The sequence below is a fragment of the Sodalis sp. C49 genome (assembly GCF_046352915.1).
Lineage (GTDB): Bacteria > Pseudomonadota > Gammaproteobacteria > Enterobacterales > Enterobacteriaceae > Acerihabitans.
Map to the genome: position 1 here is coordinate 4,944,942 of NZ_CP163303.1, position 18,284 is coordinate 4,963,225.

Here is an 18,284-nt window from a genome sequence, read left to right on the forward strand (position 1 = left end):
CGATGGCGCACAACGGCGTACTGTTACGCATCACCGGCAAGGTCCAGGGGGTAGGGTTTCGGCCCACGGTCTGGCAGGTGGCCCATCGCCTGGGATTGACCGGCGACGTCGGCAATAACGCCGACGGCGTCGAGGTGCGCCTGTGGGGCCACGATGCCGGGCGGTTTATCGCCCAGCTGCGCCGGGATTGCCCTACGCTTGCGACCATCGACGGTATCGATATCCTGCCCTGGCAGTGGGCGCGCCCGCCGTCGTCGTTTACCATTATCGAAAGCCGCGGCGGCGCGATGAAAACCCAGGTGGTGCCGGACGCGGCCACCTGCGGCGACTGCCTGGCCGAGCTGTTTGATCCCGCCAATCGCCGTTTCGGCTATCCTTTTATCAACTGCACCCACTGCGGGCCGCGTTTTACCCTGATCCGCCGCATGCCCTACGATCGGCCCAATACCGCCATGGCTGCGTTTCCCCAATGCCCTGATTGCCTGGCTGAATACCACAACCCCGCCGACCGGCGTTTTCATGCCCAGCCGAACGCCTGTCCCGCCTGCGGGCCGCAGGCCTGGCTGGCGGACCGCCACGGCGGGCGGCTGGCGGCTGCCGATGACGCCATTACCGAGGCGGCGCGCAGGCTGCTGGCCGGGGAAATCGTGGCGGTGAAAGGCTTGGGCGGTTTTCACCTGGCCTGCGACGCCACCAACCCGGCGGCGGTGGCGCGGCTGCGCGCGCGTAAACGGCGGCCGTCCAAACCCCTGGCGGTAATGATGCCGGACAGCGACTGGCTGCGCCGCTGCCTCGGGCATGCCGACCCGGCGCTGGTGGCGTTGCTGCAATCCGCCGCCGCGCCCATTGTGCTGGTGCCGTTGCCGCCCTGTGCGACGGCGGTCGCCTACGGCGCGGACGTTGCCCCCGGGCTTGCCGCCTCCGCTGCCGGCGCGCCGGCCGATCGGGCGTCCGGTGACGGCGGCGCCCCGGCGCCCGGTGCGATAGGCGCGCAGGCGCCGCTGGCGCTGTGCGCCGGTATTGCGCCCGGCTTGCATGAAATCGGCGTGATGCTGCCGGCCAGTCCGCTGCAACATCTGTTGCTGCGTCGCGCCGGACGGCCGCTGGTCATGACCTCCGGCAATCTTAACGGCCGGCCGCCGGCGCTGGATAACCGCCAGGCGCTGGATGAGCTGGCCGCCATCGCCGACGCCTGGCTATTACACGATCGCGATATCGTCCAGCGCGCCGATGATTCCCTGGTGCGCCTCAGCGCCGGGGGGGTGGAGATGCTGCGCCGTTCCCGCGGCTATGTGCCCGACGCCATCGCGCTGCCTCCCGGATTTGCCCTGGCGCCGGCCATACTGGCCATGGGGGCGGATTTAAAAAACACCTTCTGCCTGCTGCGCGACGGACAGGCGGTGCTCAGCCAGCATCTGGGCGATCTGGCGGATGAAGGCATCCAGCGCCAGCGGCAGCAGGCGCTGGCGCTGTTTCACGCCATCTGGGATTTTACGCCGCGGGCGGTGGCGGTGGACGCCCATCCCGGCTACCTCAGCCGGCGCTGGGGCGCGGCGCTGGCGACCGAACGCGGCTTACCCTGCCTAACCATCCTGCATCATCACGCCCATCTGGCGGCCTGCCTGGGTGAACACGGCTGGCCGCTCGACGGCGGGCCGGTAATCGGCCTGGCCATGGACGGGCTGGGCTACGGCGGCGCGCGGCGGCACGACATTCCGACGCGGGACATACCGCCGGATGACGACAGGTGCGGGGACGGCCTGGCGGACAGCGGGCATGAGGGCGGCGCCCTGTGGGGGGGAGAATGCCTTCTCGTGGACTACCGCGAATCCCGGTGGCTGGGCGGCCTGCCCGCCGTCGCCCTGCCCGGCGGCGATCTGGCGGCGCGCCAGCCCTGGCGCAACCTGCTGGCGCAGTGGCTGCGCTTTGTGCCCGACTGGCGCGGCCTGCCGGAAGCCGGGCATATTCCCGCGGGCGCGGGCGAGCTGCTGGCCAGGGCGGTGGCGCGCGGGATCAACGCGCCGCCGGCGTCTTCCACCGGCCGGTTATTTGACGCGGTGGCCGCGGCGCTCGGGGTGTGTGCCGGCGAAACCAGCTGGGAAGGGGAGGCGGCCTGCCGGCTGGAGGCGCTGGCGTGGCGCGGCGCCGGGCAGGGAGGGGAGCCGGCGGTGACTTTGCCCGTATCGCTACCCTTGCTGGATAACCGGCTGGATATGGCGACCTTCTGGCGTCAATGGCTGGCCTGGCGCGCCGGCCCGGCCGAACGGGCCTATGGCTTCCACCTGGCGCTGGCGCGGGGATTCGCCGCGCTGGCCCGGCAGGCGGCGGCGCGCCATGGCATCGACACGGTGGTCTTGTCCGGCGGCGTGCTGCATAATCGGCTGTTTCGCGAACTGCTGGTGCGGGAACTGCAGGGCCTGCGCGTACTGGTTCCCTCCCGGCTGCCGGCCGGCGACGGCGGACTGGCGCTGGGACAGGCGCTGATCGCCGCCGCGCGCCTGCTAGGCTGAGCTGTCCCGGCACGGGGCTACGTCCGCTGCGTCTTCCCGGCCTTTGGGATCGGCCGCGGCCGTATTTTCCGGCGCCGCGCCGTCAAGCAGGGCGGCGTACTCCCGCTGCAGTTCCCCGCAGCCGAGCTTCAGCCGCTCGTACAGCTGGCGTACCGCCGGCGAAAATTGCCGACGGTGCGGGCAGATAAGATGCAACGGCACGCGATCGCCGCCATAGCCTTTCAGCACCACCTCAAGCCTGCCCGCGCGCACGTCATGGCATACCTCCAGCCAGGACTTATAGGCGATCCCCTCGCCGGCAATGGCCAGGCGGCGCACCACTTCCGCGTCGTCGCTGGTCAGGGTGCCGCTTACGCCCACCGCCTGCGGCTGGCCGTGCGGATAAAAACGCCACTTATCATACACACGGCCGTGCAGCACAAACGTCAGGCAATCATGTCCGGCCAGATCGGCCGGGGTCGAAGGCCGGCCGCGGCGCGCCAGATACGCCGGCGACGCCACCACCACCCGCCGGTTTTCCGCCGCGAGCGGCAGGGCGACGTAGCTGGCGTCGTCCATAATGCCGTAGCGGAAGGCCACATCCACCGGATCCTTGAAGATATCGGTCACCTGATCGGATAAATAAAGCCGCACCTGCAGGTTGGGATGATCATGACGAAATTGGGTGATCCAGGGCAGCAGCACGTTACGTCCCAAATCGGACGGGGCGGCGATTTGCAGCATACCGTGCAGGCCGGCCGGCTCCTGATGCAGCAGGTCCTGCCCCTCGCGCAGGCTGCGCAGCGCTGCGCGGGCATAAGGCAGATACTGCTCCCCTTCGGCCGTCAGGCGCAGGCTGCGGGTGGAACGGGCAAACAAACGGATGTTCAGCTCCCGCTCCAGGCGCTTGATCGCCGCGCTGACCTGGGCCGGCAACAGATCCGCCTCCCGCGCCGCGTTCGAAAAGCTGCCGAGCGCCGCCGAGCGGACAAACAACGCCAAATCGTCAATCCTTACCATGTTTCTTTACCATCACCGGGCCGGCCGCGCCATGCCAAGCGTGCGCCGGAAATAAGCCATACCGGCAGTATAACGCTGAATAAGGGGCGGGACGGTGGACAAAATGCGGCCGCCGGCGGGCAGGCGCCTATGGAGAATGGCGCGGGGCACCCGAGGCAATGACTGTTTACATAATCTTGATAAATGATACAAATCCACAATAAAAGTAAGAGTATTACGTGCTATAAACAAATAGTTAACAATTTAAAAACATATTATTCCGCTCTGTTCTCATCCGGGTAGCGGGGAACCCCCCGGCGGCATACCCAGGCCTGGCTTATTTTTTCCGGTGCCACCGTAAAGGTGACCGATTCAAAGATAGGACAATGACTTATGTTTAACTGGACCCCTACACAGCGCAACGTGGCATTCGCCTGTTTTGCCTGCTGGATGCTGGACGCCTTCGACTTTTTTATCCTGGTATTTGTGCTAAGCGATCTGGCCGCGTGGTTTAAAACCGATATCGCCAGCGTTTCCATCTCGATTATGCTGACCCTGGCGGTGCGTCCGTTGGGGGCGTTGCTGTTTGGCCGCCTGGCCGAGAAGTATGGCCGCCGGCCGATTCTCATGATCAACGTGCTGATGTTCTCGCTGTTTGAATTGCTGTCGGCCTGGTCGCCGACGCTGGCGCTTTTTATTGCCTTCCGGGTGGTATACGGCGTGGCGATGGGGGGCATCTGGGGCGTGGCCTCGTCACTGGCGATGGAAACCATCCCCGACAGGTCCCGCGGCCTGATGTCGGGCATCTTCCAGGCGGGATATCCCGCCGGTTACCTGCTGGCGGCGATTATTTTCGGCCTGTTTTTCGAGAGCGTCGGCTGGCGCGGCATGTTCCTGATCGGGGCGCTGCCGGTGCTGTTGCTGCCCTATATTTACTTCAAGGTGCCGGAATCGCCGGTATGGCTGGCGGCCAGGGAACGCAAGGAGAGCGTGGCGCTGCTGCCCATTATCCGCGCCCATTGGAAGCTCTGCCTCTATATGGTGGTGCTGATGGCCTGCTTTAACTTTTTCAGCCACGGCACCCAGGATCTTTATCCCACCTTTCTGAAAGTGCAGCACGGCTTTGCTCCCCATACCGTCAGCATCATCGCCATCGGCTACAATATCGCCGCCATGCTGGGCGGCATCTGTTTCGGCTCCCTGTCGGAAAAAATAGGGCGTAAAAAAGCGATGATCATCGCCTCCCTGCTGGCCCTGCCGGTGCTGCCGCTGTGGGCGTTCGCCAGCGGGTCGGTGCTGATAGGCCTGGGCGCGTTTCTGATGCAGTTTATGGTGCAGGGCGCCTGGGGCGTGGTGCCTACCTACCTGACGGAGCTGGTGCCCGCCAATTCGCGGGCGGTGCTGCCGGGCTTTGTGTACCAGCTGGGCAACCTGATTGCCTCGGTGAACGCCACGCTGCAGTCCCGTATCGCCGAAGCGCACGGCAATAACTACGGCCTGGCCATGGCCATGGTGGCGGGCACCGTGGCTATTCTGATCAGTATTCTGGTCAGCTTCGGGCGCGAAACGCAGGGCAAAACCATTTCCGGCTATGATAACGGCGGCGGCGGCCGCCCGAAGGTGGAATCCGCCGCTGGCACGAGCAAATAAGGGCCAGGGGCCGCCGATGGCGGCTCTAGGGATAGCCAGGCCGGCTCTCCATGCCGGCAGCCGCCGGATTCGCCGGCGTGCGCCCCCAGAGCGCGGCCACCAGGGAGGCAATAAACAGTTCGAGTTTCAGTGGTTGCTGGCGGTCCGGCAAGGAAATCACATGCATGGGCCGTGGGATGGCCCGCCAGTTCGGCAGCACCTGGACCAGCCGGCCGGCGGCGATATCGTTGCCCAACAATATCTCGGCGTGCATCGCGATGCCAAAGCCTGCCAGGGCCGCCTGCCGCACGCTTTCGCCTGAGTCGATGCGCAACCTTGGGTGAACCTCCACGCTGTCCTCCCCGCCAGGGCCGGTCAGCCGCCAGCGGCTATTGCCCTGCCATTGGCTGAAGCCAAAACAGTTATGTCCGCTCAGGTCGGCGGGACGCGCTGGGGCGCCATAACGGGCCAGATAATCCGGGGAGGCCGCCAGCACCAGGGTATAATCCGGCAGCCGACGGGCAATCACGCCATCACTGCCGATATCGCCGATACGGAAAACGGCGTCGAAATGCTCGTCTATCAAATCCACTTTACGGTCCGATAACACCACTTCAATCGTTATTTCCTGGTGTGACTGCATGAACCCGGTCAGCAGCGGGGTCAAGACATGATTGCCAAAGACGACCGGCGCGCTGATGCGCAGTTTCCCGGCGGGTTCAGTTAATAAATGATGCGTCAGCGCCTCGGCCTGCTCCGCGTCCGCCAGCAGGCGGCGGCAGCGTTCATAAAACAGCCTGCCGATTTCCGTTACGCCCTGCTGACGGGTAGTCCTGGCCAGCAGCCTGGCCTGCAATCGGCTTTCCAGGAAACGTATATGTTTGCCGACCATGGTGGGGGAGATGTTCATCTCGGCGGCAGCCAAGACAAAGCTGCCTTTTTCCACGACCTGGATAAATACCGCCATGCTGGTTAAACGGTCCATTAAAAACCCACGGTGTTTTATTAAACTATTTTATCGCTATTTATAGCATATAGCCGCCATGGAATACTCCTGGTCATTACCCTGGGTGTTGCATGGAGGAAAGCGAATGCGGGCATTAATGTTTAATCGGTTTGGCGGGCCGGAAGTGTTGTTTTACGGCGATCACCCCACCCCCGCGGTGCCCGCGGGCGCCGTGCAGGTCAAGATGGCGGCGGCCGGGCTTAATTTTGCCGATATTTATCGCCGGCGCGGGGACTACCCCCTGGCGGATCGCGCGCCTCATATCGGCGGGTATGAGGGCGTTGGTTATGTGACGGCGGTCGGCGCGGAGGTGACCGGCTGGCATCTCGGGCAGCGGGTGGGTTTTGCCGACGTGCCGTTTGCCCATGCCACCCGGGTAAACGTGCCGGTCGACCGCGCCTTGAAACTGCCCGACGACATCGGCGATGTGGCGGCGGCGGCCATATTGTTGCAGGGCCTTACGGCGCAATACCTTATCAATGACAGCGTCAGGGTGGCGGAAAACGATCGGGTGCTGGTGCTGGCGGCCGCCGGCGGGGTGGGGCAACATTTGACGCGATTGATGAAGGCGCGCGGCGCCAGGGTCTACGCCGTGGCCTCGACGCGGGATAAACAGCGTATCTGCCTGGCTAACGGCGCCCTCGCCGCTTACGGTTATGACGATAACTGGGCGGAGCGTGTTCGTGAGGCGACGGGGGGCGGCGTGGAGTATGTGTTTGATTCCGTGGGCAGTACGCTCCCGAACAGTCTTGCGGCGTTGCATCCCGGCGGCAGGGTGGTGTTATTCGGCATGTCGGGCGGCGCGGCGCCCGCCTTAGCGCCTTCCAGCCTGATGATGGCGTCGAAAGGAGTGATCGGCGGCGATCTCTGGACCTATCTTGGCGACGGCGCGCAGCGCGCAAGCCGCGCCCGCGCCCTGTTTTCCGCCTGGCGGCGGGGATGGATCGCGCCGCCGGCCGTGGAGACCTTCCCTTTAAGCGCCGGGGCCGGGGCGCACCGGCGTCTGGAAGACCGCCATTTTGCCGGCAAGATTGTGCTGCTTGGGGAAGAGGACTGACGCAGGTGACGTCGGCCGCCGGTTACCGCTCCGCTCAGGCAATCTTGCGGCGGAACATCCAGTAGGCCGCGCTGCCGGTAGTGGCGGTGATCGCCAGCAACGGCCACAGGCTGTGCCAGATAATGGCGAAATCCGCATCCTTGAGGTAAATCTCTTTAATGATATCGGTAAAATGCCGCACCGGGTTTACCCAGGTCAGCGTTTGCAGCCACGACGGCATATTCTCCACCGGCGCGACATAACCCGACAGCAGGATGGCCGGCATGATAAACACAAACACGCCGATAAACGCCTGCTGCTGCGTCGAGCAAAGCGAGGAGATCAGCAGGCCGAACCCCACCAGCGACAGGCCGTAGATCAGCATGGTGCCGTAAAACAGCAGCAGCGAGCCGGCAAAGGGAATGCGGTACCCCAAAATGCCGATAATCAGCACGATGGACGCCTGGATACTGGCCACCACCAGCGCCGGCACCGCTTTGCCGACAAAAATCTGCCAGGTGGTCAGCGGCGAAACCAGCAGTTGATCCAGGGTCCCTTGCTCCCGCTCGCGCGCCACCGACAGCGAGGTGACGATCAGTACGCCGATGGTGGTGATCAGGGCAATCAATGACGGCACCACAAACCATTTATAATCCAGGTTGGGGTTATACCAGTTGCGTATCACCAGTTCGCTGTTATTGGGTTTAACCTGCCGCGCCGTCAGCTCCAGTTGGTAATCGCGGATAATCTGCTGGATATAGTTGGCCGCTATCTGCGCGCTGTTGGAGTTGCGCCCGTCCAGCAGCAACTGCAGCGGCGCTGGAATGCCGGCGGCCAGGTCGCGTGAGAATTGCGCCGGGAAACGCACCACCAGCAGGGCGCGCTGGTTATCCAGGGTGCTTTGGATCTGCTGCGGGCTGCGCAGCCATACCACCGCGGTAAAGGCTTTGGCCTTGGCGAAGCGCTGGGTCAGCTCCACCGAGGCCTGGCCGCTGTCCTCGCTGTAAACGGCGATGGTGGCATGGGTCACCTCAAGCGTGGCGGCAAACGGGAACAGCAGCACCTGCAGAATAACCGGCATGATCAGGATCGCCCGCGTTTGCGGCTCGCGCAGCAGCGATTGCAGTTCTTTGACGATAAGCGTCCATAAGCGATAGAACATAACCCTTCCTCAATCCAGCCTGCGTTTGGTTTTCCAGGCCGTCAGGCCGATAAATCCCACGGCGGACGCCACCAGGAACAAGGTATTCACGACTAAAATCCCGGCGACATTACCCGCCAGGAACAGGCTTTGCAGCGTGCTGACAAAATAGCGCGCCGGGATGATATAGGTCACCGCGCGCACCACGGCGGGCATGCTGTCTATCTGGAAAATAAAACCCGACAACATCACGGCGGGCAGGAACGCCGCGTTTAGCGCCACCATCGCGGCGTTGAACTGGTTGCGCGTCAGGGTGGAAATCAGCAACCCCATCCCCAGGGTGCTGGCGAGAAACAGGCTGCTGATGCCGAACAGCACCGCCAGCGAACCGCGGAACGGCACGTCCATGACAAACACCGCCACCGCCATGCACAGCGCCATCGCCACCATTCCCAGTACGTAATAGGGCAGCAGCTTGGACAGCAGCAGTTCGCTTCGCGTCACCTGGGTGGAGAGCAGCGCCTCCATGGTGCCGCGCTCCCACTCGCGCGCTATCACCAGGGAGGTCAGGATGGCCCCGATCACCGTCATGATAATGGTGATGGCGCCGGGAATGATAAAATGCCTGCTGACCGCCGCCGGATTAAACCAATAGCGCACCTTGACGTCGATCAGCTGATGAAAGGCGCGGCCCCGATCCTCGGCGCGCTGCTGCTGCCATATTTGCCAGATGCCCTGGGCATACCCCTGCACGAAATTGGCGGTATTGGGTTCGCTGCCGTCGGTAATCACCTGGATGGGCGCGCTGTTGCCGGGTCGGTCCATATTGATGTCGAAATCAACCGGGATCACGATCAGCCCGCGGATTTTTCCCGCCTGCATCAGCGCCACCAGCGCGCGGCGGTTATCGCTGATGGTCGGGGCGATATAGGGGGAGCCGGCAAAGGCCATGGCCAGGTCGCGGGCATCCGCGCTCTGCTGTTCCATCAGGATGCCCACGTGCAGGCGGCTGGAATCCAGGTTAATGCCGTAGCCGAAGATAAACAGCAGCATCAGGGGAATGACAAAGGCGATCAGGCCGCTGCTGGGATCGCGCAGGATCTGGCGCGTTTCCTTGTCGCACAGGGCGAGCAGCCGCCGCCAGGAGAACCGCGTTGCGTTATGCCGCGTCATTGCCGCCGTCCTTGTCAAAGTTCTGCACCAGCGTGATAAACGCCTGTTCCATGGTGGGATTCGGCGTCTCCTGGTCTGCCGTTTGCAGTTTCAGCTCGTCCGGGGTGCCGCTGGCAATCAGCTTGCCGTGATACACCAGGCCGATCCTGTCGCAATATTCCGCCTCGTCCATAAAATGGGTGGTCACCATCACGGTGACGCCTTTTTCCACCATGCCGTTGATATGCAGCCAGAACTCACGCCGGGTGAGGGGGTCGACGCCGGAGGTGGGCTCATCAAGGAACAGGATATCCGGCTCGTGCATCAGCGAGCATGCCAGGGCGAGGCGTTGCTTAAATCCCAGCGGCAGCGCGTCGGGCGTCTGGTTGAAAATGGGGCCGAAATCGAACGCCTCGCTCATCTGCGCGATTTTCTGGCGCTGGCGCTTACCGTGCAATCCATAGACGCCCGAGAAAAACCGCAGGTTCTGCGCCACCGTCAGATTACCGTAGAGCGAAAATTTTTGCGCCATATATCCCAGGCGCTGGCGGGCTTTGCCGGAGCTGGTCTTCAAGTCCATTCCCAGCACCAGCGCCTGGCCCGCGGTGGGGATCAGCAGGCCGCACATCATTTTAAAAGTGGTGGATTTACCGGCGCCGTTCGGGCCCAGCAGGCCGAAAATTTCCCCCCGGGTCACCGTGAAATCCACGTTATCGGTCGCGGCAAAATCACCGAACCTCTTGGTTAGCCCCCGGGCCTCGATCACCGTTTCATGCCGGTCGCCGGTTACCTGCGGCATAATATCCGCCAGCGCCTGTTGGGTGGCCGGGCCGCCGCCCAGCAGATCGATAAAGGCATCCTCGAAACGCGGCGCCGTTTCCTCGATATCCGCATCGGACAAGCCGAGCGCCCGGCCCAGGCCCGACCGGTCGGCGTCTTTTTTCAGGATCAGGCGCACGGCTTTGCCCTGGATGACGCCGTCGCCTATTTGTTCCAGCCGCAGCGCGCGCCGCAGCAGCTGGCGGTTGGTGCCGGCGGCGTCATGGGCCAGCCACGTGCGGCCCGCCATGGTCGCCGTCAACGCTTTGGGCGCGCCGCTATAGATCAGTTCCCCTTGGTTCATCAGCAGCACCTCGCGGCACTGTTCCGCTTCGTCCAGGTATGAGGTGCTCCACAGGATCAGCATGCCGTCGTCGGCCAGTTCATGCACCATGCGCCACAGCTCGCGGCGGGAAATGGGATCCACCCCGACCCCCGGCTCGTCGAGCAACAGCACCTTGGGCTGGCCTATCAGCGTGCATGCCAGGCCGAGTTTTTGTTTCATTCCCCCCGACAGCTTGCCCGCCAGCCGGGTGGTAAAGGGCGCCAGCGCGGTAAAAGCCAGCAGGCGCTCGAAGGTGTGCCGGCGCTGTTCGCCGGTAATGCCGCGCAGGCTGGCGTACAGCGTCAGGTTTTCCATCACCGTCAGGTCTTCATACAGCCCGAACTTCTGCGGCATATAGCCAAGGATGGCGTGCAGGCCGGCGTCGTCGCCCACCGGATCCAATCCGGCCACGCGCAGGGTGCCCTGGCTTGGCGTCAGCAGGCCGGCCAGCATGCGCAGCAGCGTGGTCTTGCCCGCGCCGTCCGGGCCGACCAGCCCGGTGACCCCGCCGCTTTGCAGGGTGATGGTAAGGCTGGCCACCGCCGGTTTCGCCAGGGACGCAAAGCGTTTCTCCAGCGCATCCAGCACAATCTGGTTAGCGGGCATAAACATTCCCGCCGGCGGGCTGTGCCGCGGTTGGCTCCTGGCCGTCGGCGAAATCCAGGGTCACCGGCATGCCCTGGCGCAGCCGGTCGTCGGCATCGGTGACGATAATCCGCAGGCGATACACCAAATCGGTGCGCAGTTCCGGCGTTTCCACGTTTTTAGGCGTGAACTCCGCCGTCGGCGAGACAAAGCCGATTTTACCGTGATAGGCCTTGTCCGGCAGGCCGTCGGCGCGAATGATAATCCGGGTGCCGGGCACCGCCTGGTTGAGGTTGCGTTCATCGATATAGGCGCGCACCCACACCGGCCGCGTCAGGGAAAGGGTAAATACGGTGTCGCCGGCGCCAAGCATGCTGCCGACCTCCTGCGCCCGGGTCAGGATAGTGCCGCCCGAGGGCGCCGCCAGCATGGTATCGGTTGCATCCAGGGCGGCCTGGTCACGCGCCGCCTGCGCCTGGGCGAGATCCGCTTCGGCGGAGGCGATCTCCTGCGGCCGGTTGCCGGCCAGGTACTGTTGCAGCTTATCCCTGGCCGCCTGCAGGTTGGCCTTGGCCTGGTTGCTGGCGGTCAGCGCGTCCTCCAGCTGGTCGGCGGAAATGGCCCGTTTGGCCCAGGCGCCCTGCTGGCGATGGTAAAAACTGTCGGCATAATTGAAGGCGGCCTGCAACTGCGCCATCTGCGAGCGCACTTGGGCGATTTCTTCGTTGCGATACCCGGAGCGGGATAAATCCAGTTTGGCCCTGGCGCTGTCCACATTGGCCTGGGCCTGCGCGAGGGCGTTGCGATACGGCGCATCGTCCAGTTTCGCCAGCACCTGGCCGGGATGCACCACATCGCCTTCATCCACCGCCAACTGAGCCAGACGGCCGCCGACGCGGAAACCAAGGTTAACGGTGCGGATATCCACATTGCCGTAAAGGGTCAACGGCCGGTTTTGCTGGCGGTGGTAGTACATGACGCCATAGATCGCCGCGCCCAGCAGCGCGATAACGATGACGGCCGCGGTGATACTTTTTTTATTCATGATTTTTTGCCTGTGTGGCCGGCCTGTTCGGCCCGCAATCCATGAAGGAACCAATCGATATGCTGTGTCAGCACCTGGTTGATCTGGGTAACCTGCGCCGGGCCCAGGTCGCTCCATCCGGTGCGCAGCAGGATGGTTTCCCGCGCCAGCCGGAACGCCAGCACTTCGCCCAGCAGGGCATGCGTGTGGACGATGGTGGCGACCGACAGCGGATCGCAGCCGGTAAAACCCGCCACCAGCCGGGTGATGCGCTGATGCATCGGCGCAATCGCCTGCTGGTGGATAATGGCGTAGGCCCCAGTGGGGGAGAGCTGCTCCCGCGAGATGATTTTACTCAGATTCAGCGTTTCGCTGCGGGCCAGCAGCCCGGTCATGGTCAGCAGGGACTCATGCAGATAACGCCGGCACTGCCCGGCATCCACCTCCGGCTGCGCCAGCAGCGCATCAATTTGTTGCGCCTGTGAATGCAGGGACTGGGCGATAAAATCCGCAATCCATTGCGCGACCGCCAGGTACAGCCCTTCCTTGGAGCCGAAATAATAAAAAATCGCCGCGATATTTTGCCCGGACAACTGGGCGATTTCGCGCGTGGTGGCGGTTTGCGGGCCTTTTTCGCCAAATAAGGTAATGCCGGCGGCGATCAGCTGGGCTTTCGCCTGTTCGCCGCGCGCGGTGGGGGCCGGAGAAGGGGGCATGGTGGCTCCAATAAAATAAGTCAAACGTTTGATTAACTTTAACCCCCGCCCGGTTCGCTGTAAAGGACCGCCGTGATTTATTTAGGCGGCTGGCCGCGTCAAGGATGACGTTTCCTGACCGGGGAAACAAACAGACACGGCGATGCCAACATATTCACCGGTCTTTACAGTACTTTAGGTAATTAGTTAATGATTGATAAAATATTACTTGATCTGCGGCGCCAAGATGTCTATTATTTACTTATCGAACGTTAACAAATTAACGTCCAGTCCATTAATGCTTCATACCATGAGAACAGACATTATGAAAAACCTGACACTTGCCATCGCAGCCATCGTATTCAGCACCGTTTCCGCCGGCGCCTTCGCCGCCCAGGAAGTCACCAGCCGTCCCGCCGGCGAACATTCCATCGGCGTGGTATCGTCATCCACCACCAGTAACCTGTCCGATCTGGAATCCCAGCTGGCCGCCAAGGCCGATGCCGCCAACGCCACCTCGTATCGTATTATCGGCGCCGGCGGTAATGACACCCTGCGCGGCAGCGCCGAGCTGTATAAATAAGCTCAACGTAAAAAAACAGCATAAAAAAAGCGGCCGCAGGGCCGCTTTTTTTTGCGTTTGATAAACCTTAGAACTGATAGGTCAAGCCCAGGCCGACCTGGTCATCGTCGGCGATGCCCAGCTTATTGTCTTCGCTGAGACGGTTGATTTTATAATCAACATACGCATTGATATTCTTGTTGAAGAAATAGGTCAGGGACGCGTCATAGTATTTCACCAGATCGACATCGCCGATGCCTTCAACATCGCTGGCCTTGGACTGGAAGTAACCGAACATTGGTTTCAGGCCAAAATCGAACAGATAAGAAGCGATGGCTTCGAAGTTCTTGGTTTTATTGGCGTAGCCGCCGGTGATCGGGGTGTAGTTATGCGTTTCGCCGTACAACGCGGCGGCATAGACGCCGGAATTGTCATATTTCAAGCCGCCCGCCCAGACGTCGGCTTTGTCGCCGTTACCGAGAGCCAGGCTGTTTTGCGGCTGGGTGCGGTTGGACGAGGCATAGGTGCCGAGTACCGACAGGCCGAAATCAAAGGTATAAGACGCCGATGCGCCGTAACCGTCGCCGTTGGATTTGTTGGCGGCACGGGCGTTACCGGAATTTTCGTCGTTGGCGCCCTGGTATTGCAAGCCAAATTTCAGACCGTCGACCAGGCCGAAGAAGTTGTTGTTGCGATAAGTGGCCACGCCGGTGGTACGGCCGCCCATAAACACGTCGGCGGCGCTGTAGGTCAGGTCATCGAAGATTGGCGCGGTATCGGTTATCGCCGCGACATCATAAGCGATGCCCCAGTTGCGGCCGTAGTCGATTGAGCCGTAGTCTTTCAGTTTCAAGCCGGCAAAGCCCAAACGGGTTTTGGTGCCGGTCAGCGCGTCGGTGCCGCCTTCAGTATGGTTGGCCTGAACATTGTATTCCCATTGGCCGTAACCGGTCAGGGTGTCGTTAATCTGGGTCTGGCCTTTGAAGCCAAAACGCATGTAACTTTGGTCGCCGTCAATGGTCTTATTGTCACTAAAATAGTGGCGGGCGCGCACGCTGCCGTACAGATCCAGCTTGTTGCCGTCTTTGTTATAAATTTCCGCGGCGTGCAGAGCTGGGGCAATCAATGTCGCTAAAACGGCCAATGCTATCTTCTTCATTCCTGTTTTTCCTTACCAAATACTCTCGAGTTTATAAAAAGGACTCAACCTTTTGATGGCTGATGTCCTGAGCTAACCAGCATTTATAATTTAAAAATAAAAGCTAAGAGAACGCGCAATGCTAATTTAAATATCACCCTGTGGACCGATTTTGCAGGATAGTAGCAGCAAAATCGTCACGAAGATTGTGAACTTTTCATTAAAGTAGGAATCTACCTATCATAGAGCGCTATGCCGCGCGGTACGCTACCTTAACTTGTCATACAGATTTAAAAGTTGAGAGCCATCACAAAACCCTTTTTTTATTTAAGGGTTTAAACCAATGGCCGTATCAAGCTACCTTCCGGCCGGTGATGAGCGCTGCTTAAGTCAAATCCGCGGTCAAAAAGAGCCTGGCCAGCATCAGTACTGCTCGTCTCTGATGCCCCGCGTGGCAGCCAGCCAGATCGAAATTGGTATAATACATTTTACCCGGGCCAGCACCGCGCGCGGCAAGGAGTCATTGTCCGTGCCGTTATTGCCTCGCTGTAAATAACACTTGTCAAGATAATATTTATCATTTGTATAACAATTGTCGCGACAATACGGCAGTAGCAAAACTTATCCGAATACAGCCGCCTTAAAGTTAACTTATCTTAAATTAACCGGACAATCCGTTTTTGCCTGTGCCCGTACGCCGCTTACTTTGCATTATCATGACAAAATAAACAAAGTGTTTTTTTTGATATAGATATTACCTATCACAGCATAATAACCCTTTACTCGCCGCACAGCCTGGGCATAACCACCATAAAACATTGTCAATTTGCCCAACGTTGATTAAGTAAAAAAAGCATATCGTTATTTAGCTAATAGTAACCATGATTAATAATATGCTTATTATTTAACTCCAGGCTCCCGCACCAGGCTCGCCGAGAGCCGGTCCAACAGCATGGCCATCAGCACCACCGCCATGCCGCTTTGCAGCCCCTGGCCGATGTCCAGCTGCTGGATGCTGGTCAATATATCGTTGCCAAGACCGCCGGCGCCGACCATGGAGGCGATAATCACCATCGACATCGCCATCATGATGGTTTGGTTTACCCCGGCCATAATGGCCGGCAGCGCATTGGGCAACTGTACCTTCCATAATAGCTGCCGGCGGGTGCAGCCAAACGCCAGGCCGGCTTCCACCAGGCTTTTGTCCACCTGACGGATGCCCAAATCGGTTAAGCGGACCACCGGCGGCATGGCGAACAGTACGGTGGCGAAAATGCCCGGCGGACGGCCGAGGCCAAACAGGATCGTGGCGGGGATCAGGTAGACGAAGGCGGGCATGGTTTGCATAAAGTCCAGCATCGGCCTGACAAGCTGGCCCGCCCGGTGCCGCCGGGCTATCATAATCCCCAGGGGAATGCCGGCGAGCAGGCTGAATAACGTTGACGCCAGGGTGAGCGCAAGCGTGACCACGGCATGTTCGCTGTAGCCGCTATAAATGATATACAGCATCGCCAGGGCGCTGAACACGGCGAACCCCTTGCCGACGCGCCACAGGCTCAATCCCACCGCAATCACGGCCAACCCCCAGGGCGAAAGCCAGCCCAGGCCCAGCTCAAGGGCGCCGGCAACCGTGTCGATCACCTTGGCCACCGCGTCAAAAAATCCGCCGCAGTGTTCCAGCAGGTAACGCACGCCCGCGTCGATCTGCGCGCTGAAATCAACCGTTCCGGTCATGGGCGGGACTCCCGGTGCGCGGGTGACTGGCCGCTGAACGCGCCGGCATAATCTTCGGCCAGGACGAAACGCGATGTATCGACGCCGGAGAAAAAACGGCGCACGTAGGCGTTTGCCGGCGCATTGACGATTTGCTCGGCGGTGCCGATCTGGATGACCCGGCCCTGCTGCATAATGGCAATGCGGCTGCCGATACGCAGCGCCTCCTCGATATCGTGAGTGACAAAAATGACCGTTCGCCGCTGGCCGGCCTGCAGGCGCAGCAGCAGTTCCTGCATTTCGCGGCGGTTGATGGGATCGAGCGCGGAAAACGCCTCGTCCATCAACAGCAGCGTGGGATTGACCACCAGCGCGCGCGCCAGGCCGACCCGCTGCTGCATGCCGCCGGACAGCTGATGCGGCAGTTGTCCCGCCACCTGCGCCAGCCCCACCTGCGCCAATACCGCCAGCGCCTGCTTATGGCGCTGCGCCGTGCCGACACCGGCCAGCTCCAGCCCGAAGGCGGCGTTATCCAATACGCTGCGTCTCGGCAGCAGGGCGAAAGACTGGAACACCATGCCCATTTCATGCCGGCGCAGCTGGATAAGCGCGGTTGCCGATAGCCCCGATAGCGGTTGTCCGCTGAAAAACACCTCGCCGGCGCTGGGTGTTATCAGGCGATTGAGGGTACGCAGAAGGGTGGATTTGCCGGAGCCGGATAAGCCGACGATGACAAAGATCTCGCCGCGATAAATATCCAGCGAAATATTGTTTAACGCCACCGAGCAGCCAAATTGGGTAAATATGTCGGCAGGGTCCATGCCCTGTTGCAAACGCGACAGGGCATGCCGGTCGCCGTCGCCGAATATTTTATACAGCCCGTCAATTTTTATTAGCGTTTCATTCATCAGATTTTATTTTTTTGCCATGTCCCAACCATAAGCACAGGCTATAAGAAAAAAGAACGGCGCAATAAAATATTATCGTCTGAGTTATAACTAAATGGTTTAAACCAATTGACCGTAATGGGCGTTATTTTCCTCATGCTGTTTAAAACTGAACGATTCACGGATTAACCATTTTTTAACTTTCTGGTAAAGCAGGCGATTATTTCCCCGCTCCGGCTGAATTAAATAATAACCGCGCCCGGTTTTTAATTGCGGCCCGCAGACGATCAGTTCGCCGCTATCCAGGAATTGATCCACCAGCGGCTTCCAGCCCAGCGCCACGCCCTGGCTTTTCAGCGCCGCCTGGATGACCAGCGAATAGGCGTTGAAGGTCAGGGAGGTCACGCCGTCGTCCGGCTCCACGCCCTGGCCGCGAAACCAATCCTGCCAGCTCAGCCAGCGCCGGGGCAGGGTATCGGGCAGGTTGAGCAGCGCCAGCGCCAGCAGGTCCCGGGCCGCAGTCGGCCTGCCGAACTGCTGGAAAAACAGTGGGCTGCATACCGGCACCACCAGTTCGGGAAACAGCATATCGCTGTGGCAGCCGGGGATCTGGCCGTCGCCAAACGAGATGCCCAGATGGGCGCTGCTGTCGCGCAGGGAGAACTCGTTGGGCGAGGTGGATATCTGCACATCGACATTGGGGATCAGCTGTTGCAACTGGTCCAGGCGCGGCAGCAGCCAGTAGCTGGCAAAACCCATATCCGTATCGATGCGCAGCACATCCCGTTGTTTTTTCAGCTGTATTTTTTCTATTTGCTGACTGATCTCCTGCAGGCTGGCGCGTACGATCTGGTAAAGCTGCTCCCCGGTGTCGGTCAGGGCCACGCCGCGGTGGCGCCGTTCGAACAGCGTGGCGCCTAATTGATTTTCCAATAAATTGATGCGCTGGCTCACCGCCGGCTGTGACGAACCTAATTCCTTCGAGGCGGCGGTAAAATTAAGATGACGCGCCGCCGCTTCAAAAACAGTCAGCGCCTGTAACGGCGGCAGCCGGAAATTGTTTGCCATAACGTCCCCTTATAGA

General features: G+C 60.9%; 15 protein-coding genes. 4 read left to right on the plus strand and 11 right to left on the minus strand.

The annotated features are described in order from the left end of the window. The first annotated feature begins 2 nt into the window (after positions 1–2). Positions 3–2,510 (plus strand): carbamoyltransferase HypF, encoded by a 2,508-nt coding sequence (locus tag ABUK12_RS22335; RefSeq protein ID WP_410013878.1) that lies wholly within the window; start codon positions 3–5, stop codon positions 2,508–2,510. Here the strand turns inward: ABUK12_RS22335 and ABUK12_RS22340 are convergent. Beyond that, positions 2,502–3,509: a LysR family transcriptional regulator gene (locus ABUK12_RS22340; RefSeq protein ID WP_410013879.1), complete on the minus strand. Its 1,008-nt coding sequence runs from the start codon at positions 3,507–3,509 to the stop codon at positions 2,502–2,504. The genes ABUK12_RS22335 and ABUK12_RS22340 overlap by 9 nt on opposite strands. Positions 3,510–3,881: 372 nt before the next feature. Between ABUK12_RS22340 and ABUK12_RS22345 the strand changes: the two genes are divergently transcribed. Continuing rightward, a complete protein-coding gene (locus tag ABUK12_RS22345) occupies positions 3,882–5,138 on the plus strand; it encodes an MFS transporter (protein WP_410013880.1) in 1,257 nt (418 codons plus the stop codon). Between the two features lie 25 nt (positions 5,139–5,163). Here ABUK12_RS22345 and ABUK12_RS22350 read toward each other — a convergent pair whose 3' ends face one another. After that, positions 5,164–6,102, minus strand: a complete 939-nt coding sequence (locus ABUK12_RS22350; protein ID WP_410013881.1) for a LysR family transcriptional regulator — start codon at positions 6,100–6,102, stop codon at positions 5,164–5,166. Between the two features lie 118 nt (positions 6,103–6,220). On the opposite strand from ABUK12_RS22350, the gene ABUK12_RS22355 reads away from it, so the two are divergent. Then, entirely contained in the window at positions 6,221–7,180 is a 960-nt protein-coding gene (locus tag ABUK12_RS22355; RefSeq protein ID WP_410013882.1) for a quinone oxidoreductase family protein, read from the plus strand. Between the two features lie 34 nt (positions 7,181–7,214). Here ABUK12_RS22355 and ABUK12_RS22360 read toward each other — a convergent pair whose 3' ends face one another. Genes ABUK12_RS22360 through cecR form a run of 5 tightly spaced genes read right to left on the minus strand, consistent with a single transcriptional unit; the run spans position 7,215 to position 12,921 of the window. Next, positions 7,215–8,321, minus strand: coding sequence for an ABC transporter permease (locus tag ABUK12_RS22360; protein WP_410013883.1), 1,107 nt, complete (start codon positions 8,319–8,321; stop codon positions 7,215–7,217). 9 nt (positions 8,322–8,330) lie between these two features. Next, positions 8,331–9,473 carry an ABC transporter permease gene (locus ABUK12_RS22365; protein WP_410013884.1) on the minus strand — a complete coding sequence of 381 codons (1,143 nt, stop codon included), beginning with the start codon at positions 9,471–9,473 and terminating at the stop codon, positions 8,331–8,333. Further along, positions 9,460–11,202 (minus strand): ATP-binding cassette domain-containing protein, encoded by a 1,743-nt coding sequence (locus ABUK12_RS22370; protein WP_410013885.1) that lies wholly within the window; start codon positions 11,200–11,202, stop codon positions 9,460–9,462. The genes ABUK12_RS22365 and ABUK12_RS22370 overlap by 14 nt, the downstream gene beginning before the upstream one ends. Continuing rightward, positions 11,192–12,226 (minus strand): secretion protein HlyD, encoded by a 1,035-nt coding sequence (gene hlyD / locus ABUK12_RS22375; protein WP_410013886.1) that lies wholly within the window; start codon positions 12,224–12,226, stop codon positions 11,192–11,194. Before hlyD ends, ABUK12_RS22370 begins: the two co-directional genes overlap by 11 nt. Further along, on the minus strand, positions 12,223–12,921 hold the full coding sequence (cecR, locus tag ABUK12_RS22380; protein ID WP_410013887.1) for a transcriptional regulator CecR: 699 nt from the start codon (positions 12,919–12,921) through the stop codon (positions 12,223–12,225). The genes hlyD and cecR overlap by 4 nt, the downstream gene beginning before the upstream one ends. A 304-nt stretch (positions 12,922–13,225) precedes the next feature. Here cecR and bhsA point away from each other — a divergent pair, with 304 nt between their 5' ends. Then, complete coding sequence (gene bhsA / locus ABUK12_RS22385) at positions 13,226–13,483, plus strand: multiple stress resistance protein BhsA (RefSeq protein ID WP_410013888.1); 258 nt, start codon at positions 13,226–13,228, stop codon at positions 13,481–13,483. A 67-nt stretch (positions 13,484–13,550) separates the two neighbouring features. Here the strand turns inward: bhsA and ABUK12_RS22390 are convergent, their stop codons facing one another. From ABUK12_RS22390 to ABUK12_RS22405, 4 genes are all read right to left on the minus strand, one after another. Beyond that, complete coding sequence (locus ABUK12_RS22390; protein ID WP_410013889.1) at positions 13,551–14,621, minus strand: porin; 1,071 nt, start codon at positions 14,619–14,621, stop codon at positions 13,551–13,553. 879 nt (positions 14,622–15,500) lie between these two features. Further along, entirely contained in the window at positions 15,501–16,334 is an 834-nt protein-coding gene (locus ABUK12_RS22395; protein WP_410013890.1) for an ABC transporter permease, read from the minus strand. Then, positions 16,331–17,221, minus strand: coding sequence for a glycine betaine/L-proline ABC transporter ATP-binding protein (locus ABUK12_RS22400; protein ID WP_410013891.1), 891 nt, complete (start codon positions 17,219–17,221; stop codon positions 16,331–16,333). The genes ABUK12_RS22395 and ABUK12_RS22400 overlap by 4 nt, the downstream gene beginning before the upstream one ends. A gap of 99 nt (positions 17,222–17,320) precedes the next feature. Further along, positions 17,321–18,268 carry a choline sulfate utilization transcriptional regulator gene (locus ABUK12_RS22405; protein ID WP_410013892.1) on the minus strand — a complete coding sequence of 316 codons (948 nt, stop codon included), beginning with the start codon at positions 18,266–18,268 and terminating at the stop codon, positions 17,321–17,323. Positions 18,269–18,284 lie beyond the last annotated feature (16 nt).